This window comes from Methylomonas subterranea, from assembly GCF_024505185.1.
Classification (GTDB): Bacteria; Pseudomonadota; Gammaproteobacteria; order Methylococcales; family Methylomonadaceae; genus Methylomonas; species Methylomonas subterranea.
Genome location: NZ_JANIBJ010000029.1, coordinates 1 through 23,913, shown reverse-complemented (window position 1 = coordinate 23,913; position 23,913 = coordinate 1). Strand labels below are relative to the sequence as shown.

Below are 23,913 nucleotides of genomic sequence, written 5' to 3'. Positions count from 1 at the left end.
GGCACATGGGCCCCAACGCAATCGATTATGCTTGCCGTTCCCTGTGTTTATCGAATACGCGCCAAGTTCATGCGTTCAAAATAAACCAACCCGCGGCCAACATTTTACAGCTAATATCCAACCGGTCCAGCCGCCTCTCGGCCAAACCGCCTTGACAAACAACCAAAGAGTCGGGAAAGGTCATTCCACCGTGCCCTGCAGGCGGGTAATCCAGGCCTGCTTGGCTTGCGGATCGACGTGAAAACCCAGTGCCCAGGGCTTGTGCAGCAGGCCGTCCTCGCCGGAAGCGTTGGGGTTGAGCTGGCGTTTTTGTACAAAATCCACCATGCGCCGCAGATTGTAGATGGCCAATACCCGGTTGTGCTCGCTGCCGCGATAAATCAAATAGCCGACATTGTCCTCGCTCAAGGCCGGGTTACGGTCGATCAAGGCCTTCAAGGCGCCGTCGTAATGCTGGGCCAACTTTTTCAACACCGAATCGTGATGGCGGCTCATGATGGTTTTAAAATGCAGCGCCAGGCTGCCGGCAATTTGCTGCTCGTGCAGGTGTTCGATGTCTTCGTCGTACATCAAAAAACTTTCCGCCACCAGATAATGCTGGTCGCGTTCGCCGTCGTTGGCGAACAGCGACAGTTTCGCCAGCGCGCTATCCTGCAAGGCCAGCAAGAAAGCCTGCGGCGAGCGGATGTGTTTGTCTATGGTTACCACCCAGGGCAAAGCCCTGCCGCTGGCTTCGAAACGAGACTTGACGCTGCCGATCACGCCTGCCCGCGATAACTCTTCCTCGCGCCCGACCGGCTTGACCAGGAATGCATCGACGGCAGTGATCTGGGTATGGAAGCCGGCGCTTTGAAACTGGCTGATCACGGTCGAATAACGCGGTTGATAGGGAATGCCGGTACCGTCGTATAACAGGTTGATGCGATTGGCGCGGGCATGGTCGGCCACCAAATCACGCAAACGGTTGGCGAACGGCTCCACGTACACGTAATCGTCGCTGTGGTGATTGGCGGCGGTCAACAGGCAGTACAGGTCGCTGAGTTTGCGGAATTCGTCCAGCGAGGCCACCACGAAATTGTCGCCGCATTGAGCGCGGGCGATTTCTTCCACCGCTGTTTTGCCGGCCCCGGCTCCGCCCATGCACATGAACAGTTTCGGCGTGTCGACGGGGGTTTTGCCGTGGAAGATGTTTTGCAAGGCGGTTTGCAGGGCCAGATTGATTTTGCCCAGGCGTTTATAGGCAATTTCTATGGTGCGTTGCAATCGGCTTTCGCCCTGGGTGGCCGCCAGCATTTTGCGTTTTAAGCCCGGATTGTCGGCCAAAACGAATACCTTGGCCTGTTCGCCGGCAAATTGTTTGAGCAAATCCAGCAGTTCAGCATGGCTGGGCGGGCGCAAGCTGGTCAGCATGTTGATGTCCAGACAGAACAGCGGCGCCACGCCGTCCTCGCGGATCGGAATGGCGTCGATTTCGCGCTTGCCGGGCGTGCGTAAATCTTCGGTGCCGGGTAAATAGCCTATGATGTTTTCCGATACGGTCAGCGAGTTATCGGCAATATGCTGACCTGTGATGAATTGATCGACCTGAATGCTTTTTAGCGGCACCAGACCGCCGTTCACGGTGACCAAGCAATCGACGCCGTCCGCCGTGGTGTGGGATAAAAACGGAATCCCTTGCAAAAACCGCTTGTTTTCCGGCCATTTGCCGTAGCCGTTGGCGCTGTTGACCAAGCTATGGCTACGGTTGGGGTCCAGCGCATGCCGAAAGGCTTGGCTGATGGCGGCGTGGTCGCTGTCCGGATCGTGCAAGGCGACGGCATCCTCATGCGCCAGCCGGCGGAAGTCTATGCCTTGTTCGTAAACCGCCTTGAAGGCCGGCAAGTTACCGAGCGCGGTGATAAAAAAATCCAGGGTGATGCGGTTGCCGTAGGAATAAGGGCGGATCACCCGCAGCTGTTGATAAAAACCGGCCAAGCGGCAGGCGATGTCGTCGCAATACATCACAAAGCCGTTGTTGTCGAAGATGGCGCTATCCTGATTGCTGTCGCCGTCCAGCACCAGGCGTTCGATGGCTATGCGGAAGCGTTTGCGCTTTTCCTTCTCCAGCATGGTACCCGGCCGGTGGTTGACCGTAACCTGCTCCTTCCAGTCGCTGAACATTTCCCGGTGGATACGGGTGAACAACTCGGTCATATAAGTGACGCGCTTGGTTTGGTCGTGGGAGACGGTAGCTTCCAACTCCTGCAACAGCCGCGATAACAGCCGGCTGCCCTGGGCAATGGCTAAAGCGGTTCGCAAGCGCTTTAACTGCCGATAGGCGGGTATACCCCGGTTCGGGTTCTGGTTCATGCTTATCCTTCCTCGGTGCTGGCCCAACTCTTGATCGGCGGGCTCCGCTGGTTTTAATAATTATTATGTCGGCCTTATCCTTGGCCTTGCTGGGCAATACTGCCCAAGCCATTTCAAACCATCAAGGGTTCAACCAGTCTTGCGGTTTTAAATAGGTATCGTAAAGTTCGGCTTCCGGGCTGCCGGGTTCCGCTGGCCAATTATACCGCCAGTGCGCAACCGGCGGCATGGACATCAAAATCGATTCGGTTCTGCCGCCCGATTGCAGACCGAACAGGGTGCCCCGGTCGTAAACAAGATTGAATTCGACATAGCGGCCGCGCCGATACAACTGGAAATTGCGTTCCCTTTCGCCATGGGCGGTATTTTTACGCTTTTGCACGATGGGCAGATAGGCGGGGATATAGTGGTTGCCGACGCTCTGCATAAAGCCAAAGGCCGTAGCGAAATCCGGCTCATTCAAGTCGTCGAAAAACAACCCGCCGACGCCACGGGTTTCGCCGCGGTGTTTCAGGAAAAAATACTCGTCGCACCATTTTTTATAACGGGCGTATTGCTCCGCGCCGAAAGGCTGGCAAGCGTCGCGGGCGGTCCGGTGCCAATGTTCGACGTCTTCCCGGAACGGATAAAACGGCGTCAAATCGAAGCCGCCGCCGAACCACCAGATGGTGGGTTCGCCGTCTTTTTTGGCGATGAAAAACCGCACATTGGCATGCGAAGTGGGCACATAAGGGTTGCGAGGATGAATCACCAGCGACACGCCCATGGCTTCGTATTGGCGGTTGGCCAGATCCGGCCGCTTGGCGGTGGCCGACGGCGGCAGGCTGAAGCCGAATACATGGGAAAAATTCACCCCGCCTTGTTCGATGACCTCGCCGTCCGCCAGTACCCGCGTGCGTCCGCCGCCGCCTTCCTCGCGCCGCCAGGCATCCTCGACGAAGCGCGCCTTGGGTTCTTGAGTTTCCAATGCGGCGCAAATGCTGTCCTGCAAGTTCAGCAAATAATCTTTCACTAGGGCGATATCGTTTTCGGTCATGGTCGGGCGGGTCAGAGTAGGTGATTGTATAAGCCGGCGAAACTAACAGCTTATGCGGGGAGCGTGCAAATCCTTGCGCCTTGGGGAGCGCCATTGGCTGCGTGCAGCGCTTTTGCTAATCCGGCAAGCCGGATGCCCAAATGCACGGAAGCATGCATTTGGGCCGTAACATAAAGCCCATACCGGCCAGCCTTAGTCAGTTGGCCGTTTTCAGGCTTGATTAAGTTGAAAACGCCGTATTAGGATTCCGTCCCTAACCCTCGCCCGGCGGGAAGAGCGCGTTGCAAAAGCTCCCTCTCCTTGCGGGAGAGGGGGCTGATCGGCTTTTACGACGCCCTCCGGAGGGAGAGGGAACAGAATACGGAAGTTATTGTGGGCGGAATCCTTATTTGACGATTTCCGCGGCAGCGGCCTTTAATTTGGCCTCATCGGCCTGGATGGATTTCATCATCGGGTTGGTGGAGCTTTTGGCTCCCGCCACCAAGGCATCGGCGGTTTTGAACTTGGCTTTTAGCGCATCAACCGCGGGCGCAACCGAACCGTTGTGGCAACCCTTGCAAGTATCCGATTCGCCGGCAACCGCCAGGAAAGGCATCAGACTCGCCAGAACCAAGGTAGTGATTGCTAATAGAATTTTTTTCATTCCTGTCTCCTCTCGTTTTATAGTTGTTATGTTTCTTAGTGATGGTATTTGAACGATTTTTGCCGACGCTCAAACGCCTGATGCGGTAGATTTTAGGCATCCGCGAAAAATTTCTATCACAGCGCCCATCAGGATGCAAATTCTTTGGACCAATTCCATCGAATTCCAGCAGATTGAGAGGATTACCTTCCGCAAGGAAGCGCCGAATAGTTGCAATATGGGTTATTTCCCATGGCAAATAGGGCATATGCCTCGTTTTTTTATGCCACCCCAATAATTCCTGTCAAATTCGGCCTTTTTTCAATAATTTGAGAATTGGCGCGCAAGTTGCTTTTACCGTCACCGCATACCTTGCTCGGTGGCCGACCAAGTCGTCCGCTATTCAGGTCGGCATAAGTTCGCCATCCTCGTCGCAAGGCGGGTTCGGAAAACCACGGGTCTTGCCGTTCGGCAAGATAGCCGGGCTGCTGTCTCATTCACGAGATATTCGCGAGCGCTCCGTATCGCGGCGCATTCATCCCAATCATCAGGAAGGAACTCAATGAACACTGTCAGTAAAATTCTCGGCTCAGCCACTTTGGCGGCCGCGGCCTGGGCGGCCCCGGCTCAAGCCTCCAGCCAACTGGTAATCGACGGCAGCTTGCTGCAACTGGAAAACGGTACGACGTTCGATACCTGGAAGATTGTCATGCAAAATGCAGGCAGCTTTAAAGTCAATGTGCTGGCATATGAAAGCACCAGTAACTCGTCCGCCGACGCACTTGATTTGAATGGCGATGGCGAATTCACTTACCTCGATCCGGATACGCATTTTTGGCTGGACGACGGCAGTATCAATCCCTTGCAAAACCCGGCCAATCACCTGGCTCGATGCGATGATATTGCCAACAATTGTCCCAATGTGGATACACCCGATTTTAAATTAACCGACCTCGGCGCGGCTTTTGGCGCCAGTGATGGTTCAATTCACTTTCAACGCGACCCCGCCTATGAAGTTACTCTGGCGGGCGGTAATTATTTGTTTGTGATGGCCGATTATCGTTTGACCGAAACCGAGGCCGCATCCGGCCTCAACGTCGGCGACACTCTTCGTAATACCGGCTTAGGCGGTCACGCCGACTACAGAGTGACCTTCAGCTCCGACAATCTGCGCTTTAGCCTTTCCGGCAATACCATCACCGTTTCGCAAGTACCGCTACCGGGTGCCGTTTGGCTGTTCGGCAGCGCGTTGCTGGGATTCGTCGGGGTGGGCCACCGCAAATCTTAAGGATCCCGCCCAAAATAAATCCGCATTCTGTTCCCCCCTCCGGAGGCTGCCGTAAAAAACTCCCTCTCCTCGCGGGTTGGGGTGAGGGGGGTAGAATCCCAAGCCCATAAGTTTGGCCCGAACCCGCCGGAGGGGGTGATTCGTCTGCTCCGCTTGCCTATCGACTGACTTTTCGGCCTCCCAAAGTCAGCCGTCTTTTGCCGGCAAAGCACCCGGTTTTCCCCGTTAGAAAACCGGTTGCCTTGCTTTCTCCCAGCGCGCATACTTAAGCGCGCGACAAATCAGACGGTTAGGGCAGATTGACGTGGGCCAGCCCCGGCCGTCGGTTTGCGCGTACCCATTCCGCTCCAAGCCGGAGGCATCATGACCGACCTACAAACCCTGACGCTGGCTCATATGGATAATTTCACCGCGATGGGCGGCAATCTGCTGGCGGAAGGCAGCGGCGCCACCTTTCGGGTCTGGGCACCGGCGGCCCGGGAAGTGCGATTGTTGTGGGACTACGCCAAAACCGGCCCGGCATGGCATAACCGGCAATGCGCAAAACTGCGGGCCATGGGCGACGGTTATTGGGGCGGCTTCGTGGCCGGCATGCAAGCCGGCGAGCGTTACATGTTCTATGTGGTCGGCCCGCTGGGCGGCAGCGAAGGCTTGAAACGCGACCCCTACGCCCGCGATCTCAGCGACGATCCGATGTGGCCCGACTGCCACTGTCTGTTGGTCGATCCCCGGAGCTTCCCATGGCACGACCGGGATTTTCGGCCGCCCGCCTTTCACGAACTGGTGATTTACCAACTGCATATCGGGGTCTGGTTCATCCCGGTCGGGCGTAACAACGGCACTTTCCTGGATGTGGCCGGGAAACTGCCGTATTTGCAATCCTTGGGCATCAACGCCATCCAGCCACTGCCTATCGTGGAATTTCCGGGTTTATTCAGCCTGGGCTATAACGGGGTCGATTATTTTTCGCCGGAAACCGACTATGGCGTCGGGGACGACGATCCGGCCATGCCGCGCTATCTGGAGTCTGTCAACCAGTTGCTGCGCGACATCAACCCGGGACTTAGTCCTTATCGCCCGGAACATCTGCGGGGCACAGCGAATCAGTTGAAGGTTTTCATCGACCTCTGCCATCTACATGGTATCGCCGTACTGCTGGATGTGGTTTACAACCACGCGGGCGGCGATTTCGGCGACCAGGGCCTTTATTTTTTCGATCGCCAGCCCAACGATAGTCAGAACAACAGCCTGTATTTTACCGACCGCGGCTGGGCGGGCGGTCTGGTGTTCGCCTACTGGAACGACAAGGTCAAACAGTTTCTGATCGACAATGCCCAATATTGGCTGAGGGAATACCATTGCGACGGCTTTCGCTACGACGAAGTCAGCGTGATTAAAAACGAAGGCGGCGAACACGGCTGGCGCTTTTGCCAGTATGTCACCGATACCTGCCGCTTCATCAAGCCGCAAGCCATCCATATCGCCGAATGCTGGCCGGTCGAACAGGCCGTGGTCGGCCCGACCCACCTAAACGGAGCCGGCTTCGACGCCCTGCAAAACGACGGTTTGCGCGACGCGGTGCGCGGCGCCGTCGGACAGGCCTCCGGCGGCGCGGCTAATTTCGTCGACATGAGCCGGATTGCCAGGGAAATCGCCAGTCCCAAACTGAGCGACAAATGGCGGGCGGTGCAATGCTGCGAAAACCACGACATCGTCCGTCTGGACAGAGGTTGGCGCATCCCCAAAATCGCCGACAGCGAAAACACGCAATCCTGGTATGCCCGCAGCCGTTCGCGGGTGGCGCTGGGCCTGACCCTGACCGCCGCGGGCATCGCACAACTGTTTATGGGGCAGGAATTTCTGGAAGACAAACAATGGAGCGATCAACCGCACAGCGGCCATGAAATCGGCTGGGATAACCTCAATCAGGCCAGAATCGACTTTCTGCGTTTCAGCCGGGACCTGATCGCGACCCGCAACCGCCTGCCCGGCTTGACGGGCAGCGGCTTGAATGTCTTTCATGCGCACGACGGCAACCGCATCCTGGCTTTTCACCGTTGGCGACCGGGAATCGGAGACGACACGGTGGTGGTGGCCAGTCTCAACGAGACGACCTTTCACGAATACTGGTTGGGTTTTCCGCTGGCCGGTTTCTGGAAGGAAGAATTCAACAGCGACCTTTACGACAACTGGATGAACCCCTGGCTGGTAGGCAACGGCAAGGGGATTTATACCTCTGGGAGCGGCATGCACGGCCTACCGCGCTCGGCCCGCATTACCATTCCGGCGAACAGCATACTGATTTTTACCCGGGCATGAGTCAGGACTCCGTCGCTAATGCGTATTCCGATCCAAAGCCGGCCAAAGATTCCAGTCGCAAAACCGCTGCCCAGTCCGCTATGACTACGCCAGTACGGAATGATGTTTTTTAGCCTGCCGTGAACTGTCGCAAACGACCCTAAGCCGTCAGAAGCTCTGCACTAAGTCTAATGTCTAAAGATTGTGCCAAAGCTGACATTCTGGGAATTTTGCAAATGGCTAATTAGTCCCAGCGGTATTGCCATCGCCGATTAAACTCAGTAGCTCTGGCTACAAGCCCAGCTTTTCGATCAAACCCATTAACGGGATCATCCTGCTTTACCTGCTCAGGTATCATGATATGTTAATGATTATGTTGATTAATTCAGCGACAATTCGGCCCTTAAACGGGTAGCCATCAGATCGACGAACGAACGAATTTTCGCCGATGAGTGGCGGCCTTCGCGATGCAGGATATGCACCGGAACCGGCGGGCTTTCGTAGTCACCCAGGACGATTTTCAGTTGGCCACTACGCAACGGCTCGGCGATTTGATAGTTCAAAAGTCGGGTGATACCCAGTCCCGCAATGGCGGCGCTGGCCGCCGAGTCGTTATCGCTGACGCTCAAAAGCGGTTGCAATTTGACCGTCTGCGCCTGTCCATCGTACTGAAAGCGCAGCTCATTGTTCGGATTCAGGCCGCGCGCCAGAATGATGCGATGTTTGGGCAAATCATCCGGTGTCTGCGGTATGCCGTGTTCAGCCAGATATTCCGGCGAGGCGCACAATACCCGCCTGACCGAGCCGACTCGTAGCGCCCGGTACGACGAATCAGGCAAATCGGCGATGCGAATCGCAACATCCACGCCTTCTTCCAACATGTTGACTACCCGATCGACGAACAGCGCATTGACTTCCACCGCCGGATAACGGCGCAAATAGTCGACGATGCCTGGCATGATGAACAAGCGGCCGAACAATACCGAGGCGGTTACCGTCAGTTGGCCGCGCGGTTCGGCGTTGATGCCCAGTACCGCATCGTCGGCTTCGTCGGCCAAGGCGATAATGCGTTTGGCGTCTTCGTAATACTTCTGGCCGGCCTCGGTCATCCGTACATAGCGGGTGGTGCGATTCAGCAACTTGACGCCCAAGCGCTCTTCCAACGCGGCCACCGCACGGGTTACGGCGGGCGGCGACATGTGCAGCTTGCGCGCGCCGCCGGCAAAGCCCTCGGCTTCGACCACGGCGACATAAACACTCATTAAATGCAGTCTGTCCATTTTTAATTCCACTGATCGGAATAGTTAATTGAATATTTTAGGTATTCTTTATTTTTTCGCAATAGACCACACTGTACCCGCCTGCTGAATTTCACCCAGGCATACGACAAACTCATTCATTTTTCGGAGAACTCTCATGAGCCGTATCACCACCGTTAGCAACGAAACCGCCAATATCGAACAACGCGCCCTGTTTGAAGCCATCCAGGGGCAACTGGGCATGGTGCCGAACTTTCTACGCGTGTTCGCCCACTCGCCGGACGCCTTGAAAGCCTTCCTCGGCTTGCATCATATCGCGGGTCACGGCTCGCTGGACGCCACCACCCGTGAACGTATCGCATTGGCGTTGGCACAACAGAACCAATGCGAGTATTGCCTGTCCGCCCATATCGCCATCGGCCGCAAAGCCGGTTTGAATGGGGCGGAAATCGAAGCCAACCGCGCCGGCACCAGCCAGGACGCCAAGGCGGCGGTCGCGGTTAAATTCGCCCGCGCCCTGGTCGAGCACAAGGGCGAGATCACCAATACCGAGTTGCAAACCATGCGTGACGCCGGCTTCAGTGAGGCCGACATCGTCGAGGTCATCACCCATGTCGGCATGAATATCCTGACCAATATCTTGGGCAAGGCCAGCCGGGTGGACATTGATTTCCCGAAAGTGACGCTGAAACAGGCCGCGTAATCCTGATGCCGAATCAAGTTCAGGGACGAACTTGAGTCCGGATTCTTGCGCTGAATGGAATAAGGTATTGCAAATGTTGACTATTCAGCTCGACTAATGAATATGTCAGAGTAACCCTAAACGTTTCACCCCATCCGGAGTAAAGGCTATGGCCCGTGCGTTTGCCAAAATCAGTTTTACGCCCGACGTTCAAGCGGTGCAAGCCGAAATGGGCAGCCGCATGGCGTATCGGACCGCCGAACTGGGCGACACCGAAACGGTGGCGTTGAGCGAGTTCGAACAGGTCTTCATCGCCGAACGCGACAGCTTTTATCAAGCCACCGTGAGTCAGAGCGGTTGGCCCTACGTTCAGCACCGTGGGGGCCCGGCGGGATTCTTGAAAGTATTGGATGCACAAACCATCGGTTACGCCGATTTCAGCGGCAATCGTCAGTATATTTCGGTCGGCAATTTACGCGGCGACGAAAGAGTCAGCTTGATATTGATGGACTACCCCGGACGGCAACGCCTGAAAATCTGGGGACGGGCGCGGGTAGTGGACGAACGCAGCGAGCCGGAACTGCTGTCCAAGCTGGAACTGGCCGACTTTCGCGCCCCGGTCGAGCGCGGCATCGTGATCCAAGTCGAAGCCTTCGATTGGAATTGCCCGAAATACATTACCCCGCGTTACAGCCAACGCGAAGTCGAAGCGCTATTGGAGCAGACTCGGACGCAACAACACACCAATTCGGTAGCACCGCAAACACCTGTGGTGCTGGGGAATGGGGGGTTACCCTTGACTATCAGCGGGATTCGCCAATTGACGCCGCGCATCCGTGCTTATGAACTGCGCCATGCTAACGGCGAGTCGCTGCCCACCTATCGGGCTGGGGCGCATATTCGCGTGCCGATCGGACTAGCGGACGGTAGCGTCACCTCTCGCACCTATTCTCTGACCGACGCGTCGGACGATCCGGATTGCTATCACATTGCCGTTTTGCGTGTCGACGACGGCGAAGGCGGCTCGTCGGCATTGCACGACGGTTGGGAAATTGGCACCCGCATCAACGTCGAAGCACCGGAAAACTATTTTCCATTGCACGATGATGACCGTCCGGCGTTGTTGATTGCCGGCGGCATCGGCATCACGCCGATCAAAGCCATAGCCGAAACTTTGGCCGCACGGGGTACGCCATTTCAACTGCATTACACCGGTCGAGCGCCGCAGGAAATGGCATTCATCAAAGACTTGCAACGATGGTTTTCCGAGCGATGCCGGTTTTATTTCAGCCAGGCGCAAAATCCGACCCGGCTAGACATACCGGACATACTCCGCAACGCAACCGCCGATACCGTCATCTACGTTTGTGGCCCAACCCGCCTGATCGACAGCGTGTGTCAGACAGCCCGCCGGCTCGGCATTGCCGACGAACGGGTGCAATTTGAAAGTTTCAGCTAACCGAAGGAGTCCAGCATGATCACACTCTACGACATGGCGCTATCCGGCAACTGCCACAAAGTGCGCTTATTGCTCCGTTTACTGGGCTTGCCCTATCAAACCCAGCCGGTAGATTTGCGCGGCGGAGAGCAGCGCGGCCCAAACCATTTGCAACGCAACCCGTTCGGCCAAGTGCCGGTTCTGGATGACAATGGCCTGATTATTCGCGACAGTCAAGCCATTTTGGTGTATCTGGCCAAACGCTATGGAGGAGAAAAATGGTGGCCGGACGATGCCTATCAACTGTCGCAAATCGCCGCCTGGCTATCAACCGCCGCCAATGAAATCTTCCACGGCCCTGCCAAACTGCGGGTACACCATAAATTCGGTAGTCCTATCGATACGGCATCGGCAGGGCAAACTGCCGATAAAGTGCTAGGTATTATCGACCGCCATCTGCAAAGCCAAGATTGGCTGGTCGGCGATTCGGTATCTATTGCCGACATTGCCGTCTACCCCTATCTGGCGCTGGCGCCGGAAGGCGGGTTAGACATCGCTGCCTACCCTAACATCATCGCCTGGTTCCAACGCATTCGCGCCTTGCCCGGTTATGTGACCATGCCCGGTATGTGGCAGGCGTAAATCAATCACCCTTATCACAGAGAAATACTATGACCCAAGAAATCAAAGCTCCCGTCCCACCCTTTACCGCTGAAACCGCCGCGCAAAAAGTACGCATGGCCGAAGACGCCTGGAACTCGCGCGATCCGGACCGTGTCGCTCTGGTCTATACCGAAGACACGCTCTGGCGCAACCGCGCCGAGTTTCCGCAGGGTCGCGAACAAGTCCGCCAGTTTTTGCAGCGCAAATGGGCCAAGGAACTGGATTATCGCTTGATCAAGGAATTATGGGCGTTTACCGACCACCGCATCGCGGTGCGCTTTGCCTACGAATGGCGTGACGATTCCGGCCAGTGGTTCCGCAGTTACGGCAACGAGAACTGGGAATTCAACCCGCAAGGCTTCATGCAGCGGCGTTTTGCCAGCATCAACGATTTGCCGATCAAGGAAGAACAGCGCTTGTTTCATTGGCCGCTGGGCCGCCGACCTGACGACCATGCCGGTTTGAGCGATTTAGGGTTGTGACCAACAGTTTAGCATCCTTGTAAAAATCCCGACGAGATTGCCCGCGGCATTCATAACCAGAATGCTCGCGGGCGAAACTAAGCTTTAACGTGCTTAGGGGCTTGAAACCGGACAGTTGGGGGCATTATTACCAGTAGATCTATAACGCCGTTCATTGGCGAAGTCCAGCCAATTTCCGAAAATGCCAACCTATCGTTTAACCAACAATGTTATTGATCATAAGGATTTATCATTGATTTCTCGATTACAGAATATTTTTTGTAAGGTTTGATCCTCTCCTGACGACTTAGAGAGACTAGTCGACGCCATCCAGGAGATTTCTCATGCTCACCAGCATATTATTTATTAGCGTTTGCTTTCTAGCCTATGCCAACGGCGCCAACGACAACTTCAAGGGTGTGGCCAGTTTGTTCGGCAGCGGAACCGCCAATTTTCGCCAAGCCTTGGTTTGGGCCACGCTAGCGACCTTGGCCGGTTCGTTGGCGGCACTATTTTTAGCCCAGACCTTATTGGTCAAATTTTCCGGCAAAGGCCTGGCTCCAGACGAGCTGATACACACGCTGCCGTTCATGATTGCTGTCGCCGGCGGCGCCGGGATGACGGTGATTCTGGCCACCCGCTTTGGCTTTCCGATTTCCACCACCCATGCCTTGCTGGGCGCCATGGCGGGCAGCACGCTATTGGCGACTTCCGGCAACCTCAATCCGGTACCGTTACTGAGTAACTTCGTCCTGCCGTTGCTGTTGAGCCCGGTCGTGGCCTTGCTGCTGGCGGCTTTGTTTTACCGAACCCTGAACCTGTGGCGCGACCGTCGCTCAAGCGAAAACGACTTATGCCTGTGCGTGGAAAACCCGGCCCCGCTTGCCTTGGCCGGTAACACCCATATGCGCATAACCCTCGTTCCGACTCTAAGCATTGATCGTCAAACCGTTTGCGCCGAGCGGCAAGCCGGCCTGGTTTTCGGTTTTCAACTCGATCGCCTGCGTGACGGGCTGCATTTCTGCAGCGCCGGTGCGGTTTGCTTCGCCCGCGGCCTGAACGATACGCCCAAAATTGCCGCGCTGCTGTTGCTGGCGCCGGGTTTCGACTTGCAGTGGATCATCATGGCCGTGGCCACCGCCATGCTGTTGGGCGGGGTGTTCAATGCCCGCCGGGTCGCGGAAACCATGAGCCATAAAATCACTAGCCTCACGCACGACCAGGGTTTATCGGCCAATCTGGTCACTGCGCTACTGGTCATATTTGCCAGTAAACTGGGCATGCCGGTGTCCACTACCCATGTGTCGGTCGGTTCGTTATTCGGCATCGGCTTGGTTAGCGGCAAAGCCCATGGCGACGTCATTGCCTCGATTGCGTTATCCTGGCTATTGACGCTGCCGTGCGCGGCCTTGATTTATGAAACAGTCATCACCCTTTGATCAATCGCTATTCAGGACAGCCCATGACCACCACCCTTGAAATCACCGAATCGGTTCAGCATTACTACGGCCAAGTGCTGCAATCCAGCCAGGATCTGAAAACCAGCGCCTGTTGCAGCATCGACGCCATGCCCAGCTGTTTGAAAGTCTTGTTGGCCGGGCTGCATCCGGAAGTATTGGAACGCTTCTACGGCTGCGGCTCGCCATTGCCGCCGGCTCTGGAAGGCAAAACGGTGCTGGATTTGGGTTGCGGCACGGGCCGCGACTGTTACTTGTTATCCAAACTGGTCGGCCCCAACGGGCGAGTGATCGGCGTCGACATGACGCCCGAGCAACTGGAAGTCGCGGTACGGCATCGCGATTGGCACGCCGAGCGTTTCGGTTTCGCCAACGTCGAGTTTCTGCATGGCCACATCGAAAATCTGCATACGGTTGGCATTGCGGATAACAGCATCGACGTGGTGGTCTCCAACTGCGTGATCAACCTGTCACCGGAAAAACCCAAGGTGCTGGCGGAAATCTTCCGGGTGTTGAAACCGGGCGGCGAGCTGTATTTTTCCGACGTGTTCGCCGACCGCCGCATTCCCGCCGAATTGCGCCAGGATCCGGTGCTGCTCGGCGAATGTCTGGGCGGCGCGCTGTACTGGGAAGACTTCCGCCGCATCTTGCACGATCTGGGTTGCCCGGACGTACGCAAGGTCAAGCAAAACCCGATCAGCATTGACGACCCCGAGGTGTTCGCCAAAATCGGAATGGTCAGGTTCGACTCGGTGACGGTGCGCGCCTTCAAAATGCCGCTGGAAGACCGCTGCGAAGATTTCGGCCAAGTCGCCGTTTACTTGGGCACTATCGAACAACACCCGCACCGGTTCGAACTGGACGACCATCATCATTTCGAAACCGGCCGCCCACTCAGGGTGTGCGGCAACACCGCTGACATGCTGGCCAACAGCCGCTTTGGTCAGCATTTTCAGGTACTGGGCGATAAAACCCGCCATTTCGGTTTGTTCGATTGCATACCGGGCCCGCAAACCACGGTCACCAAGGCGGACGGCGCATGTTGCTGAAAAGCGCCGCCGATAGGACGCCCACGCTGAACGAGGCCGTGCTGGCCGAACAGCGGCCGGTACTGTTTCGTTATGCCTTGATCAAACTGCGTAATGCGGAATGGGCCGACGACGCGGTGCAGGAAACCCTGCTGGCCGCCTGGCAATCGGCCACCGCCTTCCAAGGCAAAGCCGGCCTTCGAACCTGGTTGATCGGGATTTTGAAACACAAAATTGCCGATCACTGGCGGCGTATGGAGCGGGAAGTCGTGACCGACGTTCTCGACATGGGCGAAATCGATATGCTGGAAAACGAGGATGACGATTTTTTCCTCGGCAACGGCCATTGGAACGGCGGCCCCAACACCTGGCAAGACCCGGAAGCCGCCTTGAAACAACAGGAGTTCTGGGCCATTTACGAAACCTGCCAAAACAATCTACCCGCCAAAATGGCCCAGGTGTTCATGCTGCGGGAACTGGTCGGCCTGGAGGCCGAGGAAGTCTGCCGGGAAACCGGCATCAGCGACGCCAATTACTGGGTCACCATGCACCGTGCCCGCCTGCGGCTGCGCGAATGTCTGGAAATCCGTTGGTTCAATTCATCCCAATTCAACAAGGAGTCGCATCATGCGTAATTGCCGTGAAATTACCGAACTGGTGTCCAAGGGCCTGGACACGCCGCTGGGCATCGGCGAACGCCTATCCATCAAACTGCATGTGATGATGTGCTCACGCTGCCGAAATTTTCTGAGCCAAACGCAATTTATCCGCAAAGCGGCGCGACAGTATGCTGATCAAATGTTCGATTCAGTAAAAAAATCGGACTGACCGCAGCCGTATCCGTTGACTAAGGAATCCCATCAGTAAACCGGATGGGCGGAAAATTCCAGCTTTTTCCAGGGTGAGTAATCAGTTAGGATGTTTGAGTCACAATTTATGCAAACCGCTTGTTGCCTGCATCAGGGATTGTTTTGAACATCAATGAGTTTTATGTCTCTCTGGAAAAATTTTCGACTGCCCAAAGCATCGAAGATATTACCGAGCTTTGCCGCTTGCACGGTCAACAGTTGGGCTTTGATGCCTTTGTTTATGCGTTGAGAATTCCAACCCACTTTTCAAACTCAAGGCTTGTGCTGCTCAAGGGTTACCCGGAGCCGTGGCTGGAGCACTATTTCAATCGTGCTTATTACGAAATTGATCCCACGATTGCTTATTGCGCCAAGCATGTTACACCCGTGCAATGGCATGATCTGCCGAAAGCCTTGTCCGGGCGCAGCCTCCAGATGATGAATGAAGCGGGTGAATTTGGCCTGAAAGCGGGAATCAGCATGCCCATGCATAGCCCGCACGGCGAAATGGGCATCTTGAGCTTTGCACTGGATGGTTCGGCAACCCGCTCAGGCGAAATCACCCAACATGCCATGCCCTATATCCAGATATTGGCGGGCCACATCCACGAAGCGGTGCGCCGAGTTTTGAATCTGGACGATTTTAATGGCGAAACATCTCTGAGTGTTCGCGAGCAAGAGTGCATGAAATGGGCCGCGGACGGCAAAACATCCTGGGAAATCGCCCGCTTGCTGAACCTGTCCGAGCGAACCGTCAACTTCCATCTCAATAACGTGACGCGCAAGCTCAATGCCTCAAACAGGCAACATGCCTTGATCAAAGCAACGCTGTTAGGCTTGATACAGCCGCATCCCTTTTAAGCAGCCGGTTTTGCAACATTTGACTGTCAAATCTGACAGTAGCTACCGATTCGTTTGGTAAAGCACAATACGCCAGTCCTAAACAACTTGGAGAAAAAAGATGAAGCACCAAACGCTAGGCTTGGCAATAGCCGTCTGTTGCGCGCTGATGACGGAAGGCGCGCAAGCGCAACTGCTCGACCGCGGCAACGGCATGCTTTATGACACCGTTTTGAACGTCACCTGGTTGCAGGATGCCAATTACGCCAAAACCAGCGGTTACAGCGAGACTGGCCGGATGTCCTGGCAAGACGCCATGCAGTGGGCGGACAGCCTGCAGGTAGGCGGTTTTAATGACTGGCGTCTGGCGACGATCACCGATACCGGCAGCCCCGGCTGTAATTTTGCCTATGGCGGCACGGACTGTGGCCACAATACACAAACGGCGACGTCGGAATTGTCTTATATGTTTTACGTGAATCTTGGCTTAAAGAGTATTTACGATAGCCAGGGTAATTATCAGGCGGATTTTGGCATTGCCCATGGTGGCCTCGCGGTTGAGCAGGCCGATGTGGGGTTGGTGAAAAACCTGCGCGCCTACAATTACTGGTCGGGCAGCCCTTATGCGCCGGACTTGGCCAGGGCTTGGCAATTTAACACCACGTTTGGCAATCAAGGGCATAATCCCAAAACAGAGCTGCAACATGCTTGGGCGGTACGCGACGGCGATGTGGCTGCCGTGCCACTGCCATCCGCCGCATGGCTGTTCGTGAGCGGTCTGTTGGCGCTGGCGGGTCGTCGGCGCGCTGGGTGACGGCCTGATTTGAGAAAACGATGTAGGGTCGCGGCGATGACCCAGTCAATCGCGACTGTGCATCGCGCCTTGTCACCGATACAGTTATTTCTATCAACGAAAAGGAGAAATCGCAATGAAAACCAGCTTTCTGCCGCTATTGGCCGTGGTTTTTTTAACGCTCGGCGGGTGCGCTGGCACTACGCCGATCAAGAATTTGGCTTTGCCCCCTGTCAGCACCATCGAGGGAACCGTCACACAACTTGATGACAATGGCTTTACTCTAACGGACGGTTCCGGCGCAATCTTTGTCAGTGCCAAGTTGCCGGACCATAAAAAACTGGGGCTTTCTCTGAATGAGACGGTAAACGTGTATGGCAACCTACGAGGTGGACAGGAAAAAATATTTGACGGGTATGTCATCAAGAAATCCTCTGGAGAGCAGATTATCGTAACCCATCCAACGCCTCACTTCGGTTTCATCATTCAGAGTGCCTTTGAGTGATGCCGAACAACGCCACCAACCCACTAATGGCGAACGTTGCACGGCAAACAGGCCGGGTGTTGTGACAAATTCCGACCTCATTCAAAACCGACCGCGTAACCGTTTGAGCCAACTTTTGCCGCCGCCACCATCTACCGGCAAATTTGGCAGCGCTTCCTCCAGCAATCTTGCCAGCAGATCATGATCGATTAAAGCCTGTAGATCTTGTGCGCTGCCTGTTTGCATCGTGGGTTTCAATGCCAGTTTGCCTTGCTGCTTTTCCAGCACAGAGCCGTTACCGCATACCCGGCAAAAAACCTTGTCGCCGGCTTTCTGGTGCTTATGTATGACCACAACCGGGCCGCACATCGGGCACTCGTGCATCGGAATGCCGGTATCGCTATACCCAATAATGTCATTCAGTTCATTGGATTGCGCTAACTCGATAAAGCGGCGACCGAAATGCGGATCGAATTGGCGGTCCAGATTGATCTCGATCTGCTCGACAGCAGCCGCCACCGGCATACCCTTGCGATAAGGCCGGGTGCTGGTCATGGCGTCGAAGGCATCGGCGATGCCGACGATGCGCGCCGATTCGGCAATATTTCGGCCGCTCAAGCCGTTCGGGTAACCCGCGCCATCGATAAGCTCGTGATGGCCCAGCACCGCAGCCATTGCCAGTGGCGCCATGGGGTGGCCTTCCAAAACTTGTGCGCCCAATGCCGGATGAGTCTTCATCACCGCATACTGCACATCGCTGAGTTTGCCGGCGTGGTTCAAAATGCTGTCCGGCACGCCAACCTTGCCCAAATCATGTAAAAAACCACCCAGCCCGGCAATAACCGCGTCCTGCTTGGAAAAGCCGCACGCCAAAGCCAGACGGGTCGAATACTGCGATACCCGCCACAAATGGCCGCCGGTATAGGGGTCGCGAGCTTCGACCAGAAACGCCATGCTGTATAGCGTATGCAGCAAATCCTGAGCATGGGTATTTTTCATAATTTGCTCCTTATTGGTTAAATCAATGCGAATGAATAGGGCTTGACCGTAGAGCATGGTCGCAATTTAACCGTCTTTCCTTACAGCACGCCTTGAAGTTTTTTTCGCGGGCTTCATATGCCGACAGATCGAAAAAAATTGTAAGGAATTCAAACGGGCTCCGACTGATGAGGCAGGAAGGCGATGTTGCCTGTCCTGTTTTGACATTTCACCACTCTTTGGAGAGCACACATGAACAAAAAAAATCTGACTTTAGCTTTGGGCGGCGCGATTGCATCCGGCTTGTTGAGTGCGGCACCGGCGATTCAAGCCGGCGAGAATCCGTTTGCGATGTCCAGCATCACTCCTGTTCAGCTGGCGGCAGCCGATGACAAAGCCAAGGAAGGTAAATGCGGCGAAGGCAAATGTGGAGCCGATAAGGCTAAGGCCGCTTCAGGCGAGAAAGCCGCGGAAGGCAAATGCGGCGCGGATAAAGCCAAAGAAGGTAGTTGCGGCGCTAACAAAACCGATGGCGCTAAAGACGCGCCCGCCGGCCAATAAAAGCTTGGGACTACCGCCGATGTACCTATCCAATTCTAATATTTTCGGACTTTCCGGTGCGGGCCTGGGTTTGCGCCGCGCCATGCTGCCGACCTTGCAGGTCGAGGTGCCCGACTGCATCGATTTTTTCGAAGTGTCGCCGGAAAACTGGGTGGGCGTCGGCGGTCATCTCGGCAAGCAGTTTCGCAGTCTGACCGAGCGCCACCGGTTCGTGGCGCACGGTTTGGCCTTGTCGTTGGGCGGCCCCGCGCCGCTCGATACGGCCTTTTTATTGGATCTGAAACAGTTTCTCGATCACCACGATTTCGCCTTGTACACCGAACACCTGAGTTTTTGCGGCGACGAAGGCCATCTGTACGATTTGTACCCGCTGCCGTTCACCGAAGCGGCAGTCAAACATGTTGCGGCCCGCATTCGCCAAACCGAAGACATACTGGAACGGCGCATCGCCATCGAAAACGCCTCGTATTATGTGACGCCGCCGGGCGGCGAGATGGACGAACTGAGTTTCATCAACGCGGTGCTGGAAGAAGCCGATTGCTACCTGCATCTGGACGTCAACAATATCTACGTTAACAGCGTCAATCACGGCTACGACCCGGTGGCGTTTTTGCGCGGCTTGCCCGGCGGGCGCATCGTTTATGGCCATGTAGCCGGTCACGACCTGGAACCTTCGGGCTTGATCATCGACACCCACGGCCAGAATACTATCGAACCGGTTTGGGACTTGCTGGCCGAGGCCTATCGAAGTTTTGGCGCGTTTCCCACCCTGGTGGAACGCGACAGCAACATTCCGCCGTTACCGGAGTTAATCGCCGAAGTGGAGCGGATTGGTACTGTGCAAAAGCGTTATCCGCTCTGCCGAAGCACACATGGCATCAGCGAGGTGGCGGCATGAACCCGACACCGGCTTTTCAACAACAGCAACGGCAGTTTCTGAATTACCTGCGTCAACCGCAAGCGGACCCATTACCCGAGGGATTCGCGCCTGAACGACTGGCAGTCTACGTCGATCTGCTCTACAACAAATTCGACGAAAGCCTGACGGCCTGCTTTCCGGTGATCCACGGCCTATTATCCAAAGATGACTGGCGAACATTGTTGCTGGACTTCATCGCAAAACATCGCTGCCTGACCCCTTATTACCGGCAGATTCCCGATGAGTTTGTGCAGTATCTGCGACAGGAACGCCAGCATCCCGGCGATTGGCCGTTTCTGGCCGAACTGGCGCATTTCGAATGGATTGAATTGCAATTGTCGATTGCCGAGTCCGGATCGGTGACGCGAAAGCCGTTGTCCGCTGCCGAATTACTCAACCATGTGCCTGTGTTTGCGCAGGTCATCCAATTGCTGCATTACCACTGGCCGGTGCAGGACATCGGTCCAAATTTTTTGCCTGGCGAACCACAGGCCGTCGCAACTCATATCCTGGGTTTTCGCAATAGTGACGATCAGGTGCAATTCATATCCCTGAACCCTGCCACGGCAAAGCTGATCCTGCTGTTAAATAATGGCCTGACCGGACAACAGGCCTTGCAGGCGATGAGAAGCGCCAATCTCACGGACGCGCAATTTTTAGAATTCACCCAATTCGGCCAGCACATTCTGGCCGATCTACATAGCCAGGGCGCGATTATCGACATTCGCCCGGCATGAACTTCGGAGCTTCACTGATGAACGACCTTGCTAAATCCGCCCAAAACGCTTGCACAGCCTGCCTGATTCCATCCTGCATCGAGCGGCTATGTACGATGCCCGGCCAGCTTTCTCGCTGGTTCGACAGTAACCTGCATGGCTGGGCGCCCATTTTTCTACGTCTGTTGCTGGCTTACGAGTTCGGCGAAGCCGGTCTGGAAAAACTCCACGGTGACAACTGGTTTGTCGATTTAAGCTTTCCATTTCCGTTCAGCTTATTACCCGCCGACTTGAGTTGGGCACTGGCAACCGGATTGGAAATCATCGCCCCGATTGCGTTGATATTGGGGTTCATGACCCGCTTTTTTAGTGCGGCGTTGATGATTTTAACCGTAGTGGCGGTCGCCGCCGTACATTGGCCAACCGAATGGCACACCCTGGCCGAATTATGGAAAGGCTATGCCATTACCGATCAAGGTTATGGTAATTAGTGCCAGAACGGAAACCAATTAAACCTATAACTATCAATATGTTATAATTATTTCGCGGCACGAAGATGTGTTGTTTTGACACTAATTTTGTCCTATTTCGGCCGAAAATCGGCCTGCAAACGCCTAAAAACCAAAATCTTCGATACCCGAAATCGCATGCGTACCGTTATTCAGCCACAACTCAAATTCGGTGAAACCGATATTGCCGCCATCGTCCTCGATCCCAAATCGCGCGATGACATCCCCCAATTACTGCGTGGGTTGCAATACATTTATACCGAGATCGAATTGCGTCAGCGGGTATTTGCCATTCTGGAAGAGATGATGCCTGACCGTGCCGATGGCAAAGGTAAGGCGAGTCGCCAAACCGGGCGGCCTGGCATGGAGCAGTGGAAGATATTGGTGTTGGGCGTGCTGCGATTGAGCCTCAATGTGGATTACGACCGAATTCAAGAGTTGGCCAACCAACACAAGACGATCCGGCAGATGCTGGGACACAGTGACTGGCTGGACGAACAGGTGTACGAGTTGCAGACGATTCGCGACAACGTCAGCTTGTTAACGCCCGAGATTCTGGATCGCATTAACCAGGAAGTGGTTAACGCCGGGCACTCGCTGTTAAAAAAAAGCGCCGAAGAACCGCTGAAAGCCCGCGCTGATTCCGCTGTCGTCAAAACCGATGTGCATTTCCCCACCGACACCAACCTATTGTGGGATGCGATTCGCAAAGCCATTCAGACCTGTGCGACGCTCTGCGACGCCCTGGACTTGACCGAATGGCGCCAAAGCGCTTATCACTTGCGCTGCTTCAAGAAAAGCTACCGTTTGATTCAAAAGCTCAAGCATTCCACCTCACAAGACGAAGCCAAGCGGCAGGCCAAGCAAGCACAGATCGAAGCCGCTTATCAGACCTACCTCGACCAAGCCGAAACCTATGCGCAACGGGCACACCTACCCGGCAACGCCTGAACCAAGCGCATGGCATCCCGGCTGCGATGCTGGTAAAACTCGACGAATATCTGAAGCATGCCGAGCGACAGATCGACCAGATTCGCCGGCGCGTGCTGCAAGGCGAAACCATTCCGCATGGCGAAAAAGTGTTTTCGATTTTTCAGACGCACACCGAATGGATCAGCAAAGGCAAAGCTGGCGTACCGGTCGAGCTGGGCCTGCGGGTAGCGATCGTTGAAGATCAACACCGCTTCATCTTGCACCATCAGGTCATGAAAAAAACCACCGACGATAAAATCGCCGTGTCTTTGGTCGAACAAACCCAAACCCGCTTTCCCGCGCTAAAAGCCATGAGTTTTGACAAGGGCTTTCACAGCCCGGCGAATCAGACCGATCTCAAACAATGGCTGGACACCGTCGTGCTCCCTAAAAAAGGTCGACTGTCCGAAGTCGACAAAGCCCGCGAATCCGCCCCGGAATTCGTCCGCCTGCGCCGTCAACACTCGGCTGTCGAATCGGCCATCAATGCGTTGGGCGTGCATGGTCTGGACAAATGCCCAGATCATGGCATTGACGGCTTCAAGCGCTATGTAGCCCTCGCCATCGTGGCACGCAACATTCAGCGTCTGGGCGCCGTCTTACGCGAGCAAGAACAACAAGCGGCGGATCGACGACGAGGCCCGTACAAAAAAGCGGCCTAAAGACAGGGGCAGATGGCGAAAAAAAACCAAAAACGCAGGAAAGGTGTGTCCAACATTCGCCCAGAATAAGGAATTTGCTCGTTTTTATCAGGCCTGACCCTGAAACGAACCACTCTGTAAAAAAAATATGCGGTAGTTTTGATCAATCCGGCGGCAAGCCCATGAAAAAAATCGAGTTTTCTTTCAAGCACTAATTACAAGCTGCCGTTGGTTTATTTGTTCATGCTCGGCTCTTTGCTATTGAGTGGTAGTGGACGCTTGGCTATTGATGCCTGGCTAAAACCACGCATGTCCTCAGTCTAAACGGGTGAATGATGAAAACTTTCTGGTCGGTTCTACTAACGATATTCCCCCTGTGTCACGTAGCAGTCGCTGATACTAAACTGGCCATTGGCGAGTTCAGCCAAAATCGCCTGGAGGGTTGGGAACATAAAAGCTTCAAAGGCGAAACCCAATACCGTCTGCAACCCATTGATGGCATGACGGTATTGACGGCCGATAGCCATGCCGCCGGTTCCGGCCTATTTAAGGAACAGCGCATCGATTTGGAACAAACCCCGTTTCTGAACTGGTCGTGGCGCATCGGCAACCGCTTGACCGGCTTGAACGAACAAAGCAAGGCAGGAGACGATTACGCGGCGCGGGTTTACGTGGTGGTAAAAGGCGGTTTGGCGTTCTGGCAAACCAAGGCCATCAATTATGTCTGGGCCAGTAACACCAAAAAGGACAGTGTCTGGCCGAATGCATTTGCCGGCGATCATGCGATGATGATGGCCTTGCGCGGGCCGGAAGCGTTGCTCAATGTGTGGCAGCAGGAAAAACGCAATGTCCGGGCGGATTTCAAGACACTCTTCGGTGAAGACATCAGCGGGATCGACGCCGTTGCCATCATGACCGATACCGATAATAGCGGCGGCAATGCCGCTGCCGCTTATGGCGACATCTGGTTTTCCAAGGATTAAGCATGCACGACTGCAAACCCCTGTTACTGAACAGCGACTTTCCGGCGATATTTCGCAAGCCGTTAGAGGTTTTGCAAATCAACCTAGG

Annotated in this window: 24 protein-coding genes and 1 riboswitch; of the genes, 19 read left to right on the top strand and 5 right to left on the bottom strand. The window is 55.2% G+C overall.

The genetic code is table 11. From position 1 onward, the window contains the following. Positions 1–180: 180 nt before the first annotated feature. From NP590_RS14855 to NP590_RS14845, 3 genes are all read right to left on the bottom strand, one after another. Positions 181–2,349: a zeta toxin family protein gene (locus NP590_RS14855; RefSeq protein ID WP_256603346.1), complete on the bottom strand. Its 2,169-nt coding sequence runs from the start codon at positions 2,347–2,349 to the stop codon at positions 181–183. Between the two features lie 121 nt (positions 2,350–2,470). After that, entirely contained in the window at positions 2,471–3,385 is a 915-nt protein-coding gene (hemF, locus tag NP590_RS14850; RefSeq protein ID WP_256603345.1) for an oxygen-dependent coproporphyrinogen oxidase, read from the bottom strand. A 385-nt stretch (positions 3,386–3,770) separates the two neighbouring features. After that, positions 3,771–4,028, bottom strand: coding sequence for a hypothetical protein (locus tag NP590_RS14845; RefSeq protein ID WP_256603344.1), 258 nt, complete (start codon positions 4,026–4,028; stop codon positions 3,771–3,773). Between the two features lie 390 nt (positions 4,029–4,418). Further along, a riboswitch (cyclic di-GMP riboswitch) is annotated at positions 4,419–4,500 on the top strand. A gap of 69 nt (positions 4,501–4,569) precedes the next feature. On the opposite strand from NP590_RS14845, the gene NP590_RS14840 reads away from it, so the two are divergent. Together NP590_RS14840 and NP590_RS14835 are read left to right on the top strand one after the other, a co-directional pair. Continuing rightward, positions 4,570–5,295, top strand: a complete 726-nt coding sequence (locus NP590_RS14840; RefSeq protein ID WP_256603342.1) for a VPLPA-CTERM sorting domain-containing protein — start codon at positions 4,570–4,572, stop codon at positions 5,293–5,295. A gap of 363 nt (positions 5,296–5,658) precedes the next feature. After that, positions 5,659–7,614, top strand: a complete 1,956-nt coding sequence (locus tag NP590_RS14835; RefSeq protein ID WP_256603341.1) for an alpha amylase C-terminal domain-containing protein — start codon at positions 5,659–5,661, stop codon at positions 7,612–7,614. Between the two features lie 359 nt (positions 7,615–7,973). Here the strand turns inward: NP590_RS14835 and NP590_RS14830 are convergent, their stop codons facing one another. Further along, positions 7,974–8,873: a LysR family transcriptional regulator gene (locus NP590_RS14830; RefSeq protein ID WP_256603340.1), complete on the bottom strand. Its 900-nt coding sequence runs from the start codon at positions 8,871–8,873 to the stop codon at positions 7,974–7,976. Between the two features lie 136 nt (positions 8,874–9,009). Here NP590_RS14830 and NP590_RS14825 point away from each other — a divergent pair, with 136 nt between their 5' ends. From NP590_RS14825 to NP590_RS14775, 11 genes are all read left to right on the top strand, one after another. Beyond that, positions 9,010–9,555 (top strand): carboxymuconolactone decarboxylase family protein, encoded by a 546-nt coding sequence (locus tag NP590_RS14825; protein WP_256603339.1) that lies wholly within the window; start codon positions 9,010–9,012, stop codon positions 9,553–9,555. Between the two features lie 148 nt (positions 9,556–9,703). Then, positions 9,704–10,993: a pyridoxamine 5'-phosphate oxidase family protein gene (locus tag NP590_RS14820; protein WP_256603338.1), complete on the top strand. Its 1,290-nt coding sequence runs from the start codon at positions 9,704–9,706 to the stop codon at positions 10,991–10,993. A gap of 15 nt (positions 10,994–11,008) precedes the next feature. After that, a complete protein-coding gene (locus NP590_RS14815) occupies positions 11,009–11,614 on the top strand; it encodes a glutathione S-transferase family protein (protein WP_256603337.1) in 606 nt (201 codons plus the stop codon). Between the two features lie 29 nt (positions 11,615–11,643). Continuing rightward, positions 11,644–12,117 (top strand): nuclear transport factor 2 family protein, encoded by a 474-nt coding sequence (locus NP590_RS14810; protein ID WP_256603336.1) that lies wholly within the window; start codon positions 11,644–11,646, stop codon positions 12,115–12,117. Between the two features lie 323 nt (positions 12,118–12,440). After that, the gene (locus NP590_RS14805) at positions 12,441–13,535 is read left to right on the top strand and encodes an inorganic phosphate transporter (protein WP_256603335.1); all 1,095 of its coding nucleotides are present in this window, start codon (positions 12,441–12,443) and stop codon (positions 13,533–13,535) included. Between the two features lie 23 nt (positions 13,536–13,558). Further along, positions 13,559–14,602, top strand: a complete 1,044-nt coding sequence (locus NP590_RS14800; protein ID WP_256603334.1) for a methyltransferase domain-containing protein — start codon at positions 13,559–13,561, stop codon at positions 14,600–14,602. Continuing rightward, positions 14,593–15,216, top strand: a complete 624-nt coding sequence (locus NP590_RS14795) for a sigma-70 family RNA polymerase sigma factor (protein WP_256603332.1) — start codon at positions 14,593–14,595, stop codon at positions 15,214–15,216. The genes NP590_RS14800 and NP590_RS14795 overlap by 10 nt, the downstream gene beginning before the upstream one ends. Continuing rightward, the gene (locus NP590_RS14790; RefSeq protein ID WP_256603330.1) at positions 15,209–15,409 is read left to right on the top strand and encodes a zf-HC2 domain-containing protein; all 201 of its coding nucleotides are present in this window, start codon (positions 15,209–15,211) and stop codon (positions 15,407–15,409) included. The genes NP590_RS14795 and NP590_RS14790 overlap by 8 nt, the downstream gene beginning before the upstream one ends. Positions 15,410–15,552: 143 nt before the next feature. Next, positions 15,553–16,290 carry a LuxR family transcriptional regulator gene (locus NP590_RS14785; RefSeq protein ID WP_256603329.1) on the top strand — a complete coding sequence of 246 codons (738 nt, stop codon included), beginning with the start codon at positions 15,553–15,555 and terminating at the stop codon, positions 16,288–16,290. Positions 16,291–16,390: 100 nt separating this feature from the next. Continuing rightward, the gene (locus NP590_RS14780; protein ID WP_256603328.1) at positions 16,391–17,083 is read left to right on the top strand and encodes an Lcl domain-containing protein; all 693 of its coding nucleotides are present in this window, start codon (positions 16,391–16,393) and stop codon (positions 17,081–17,083) included. Positions 17,084–17,198: 115 nt separating this feature from the next. Continuing rightward, the gene (locus tag NP590_RS14775; RefSeq protein WP_256603327.1) at positions 17,199–17,567 is read left to right on the top strand and encodes a hypothetical protein; all 369 of its coding nucleotides are present in this window, start codon (positions 17,199–17,201) and stop codon (positions 17,565–17,567) included. An 81-nt stretch (positions 17,568–17,648) separates the two neighbouring features. Here NP590_RS14775 and NP590_RS14770 read toward each other — a convergent pair whose 3' ends face one another. Continuing rightward, positions 17,649–18,545, bottom strand: a complete 897-nt coding sequence (locus NP590_RS14770) for an HD-GYP domain-containing protein (protein ID WP_256603325.1) — start codon at positions 18,543–18,545, stop codon at positions 17,649–17,651. A 231-nt stretch (positions 18,546–18,776) separates the two neighbouring features. Here NP590_RS14770 and NP590_RS14765 point away from each other — a divergent pair, with 231 nt between their 5' ends. The 6 genes from NP590_RS14765 (at position 18,777) to NP590_RS14740 (ending at position 23,825) form a co-directional block, all read left to right on the top strand. Next, a complete protein-coding gene (locus tag NP590_RS14765) occupies positions 18,777–19,085 on the top strand; it encodes an HvfA family oxazolone/thioamide-modified RiPP metallophore (protein WP_256603324.1) in 309 nt (102 codons plus the stop codon). A gap of 19 nt (positions 19,086–19,104) precedes the next feature. Then, positions 19,105–19,983 carry an HvfB family MNIO-type RiPP peptide maturase gene (locus NP590_RS14760; RefSeq protein ID WP_256603323.1) on the top strand — a complete coding sequence of 293 codons (879 nt, stop codon included), beginning with the start codon at positions 19,105–19,107 and terminating at the stop codon, positions 19,981–19,983. After that, a complete protein-coding gene (locus NP590_RS14755; RefSeq protein ID WP_256603321.1) occupies positions 19,980–20,741 on the top strand; it encodes an HvfC family RiPP maturation protein in 762 nt (253 codons plus the stop codon). The genes NP590_RS14760 and NP590_RS14755 overlap by 4 nt, the downstream gene beginning before the upstream one ends. Positions 20,742–20,758: 17 nt before the next feature. Continuing rightward, the gene (locus NP590_RS14750) at positions 20,759–21,211 is read left to right on the top strand and encodes an HvfX family Cu-binding RiPP maturation protein (RefSeq protein ID WP_256603319.1); all 453 of its coding nucleotides are present in this window, start codon (positions 20,759–20,761) and stop codon (positions 21,209–21,211) included. A gap of 156 nt (positions 21,212–21,367) precedes the next feature. Further along, positions 21,368–22,863, top strand: a protein-coding gene (locus tag NP590_RS14745) for an ISNCY family transposase (protein ID WP_256603318.1) whose coding sequence is annotated in 2 segments (ribosomal slippage) — positions 21,368–22,163 and positions 22,163–22,863 — 1,497 coding nt in all. Because the reading frame shifts where the segments join, the coding sequence is not laid out codon by codon here. Positions 22,864–23,177: 314 nt separating this feature from the next. Continuing rightward, a complete protein-coding gene (locus NP590_RS14740) occupies positions 23,178–23,825 on the top strand; it encodes a DUF3047 domain-containing protein (RefSeq protein WP_256603317.1) in 648 nt (215 codons plus the stop codon). Positions 23,826–23,913 lie beyond the last annotated feature (88 nt).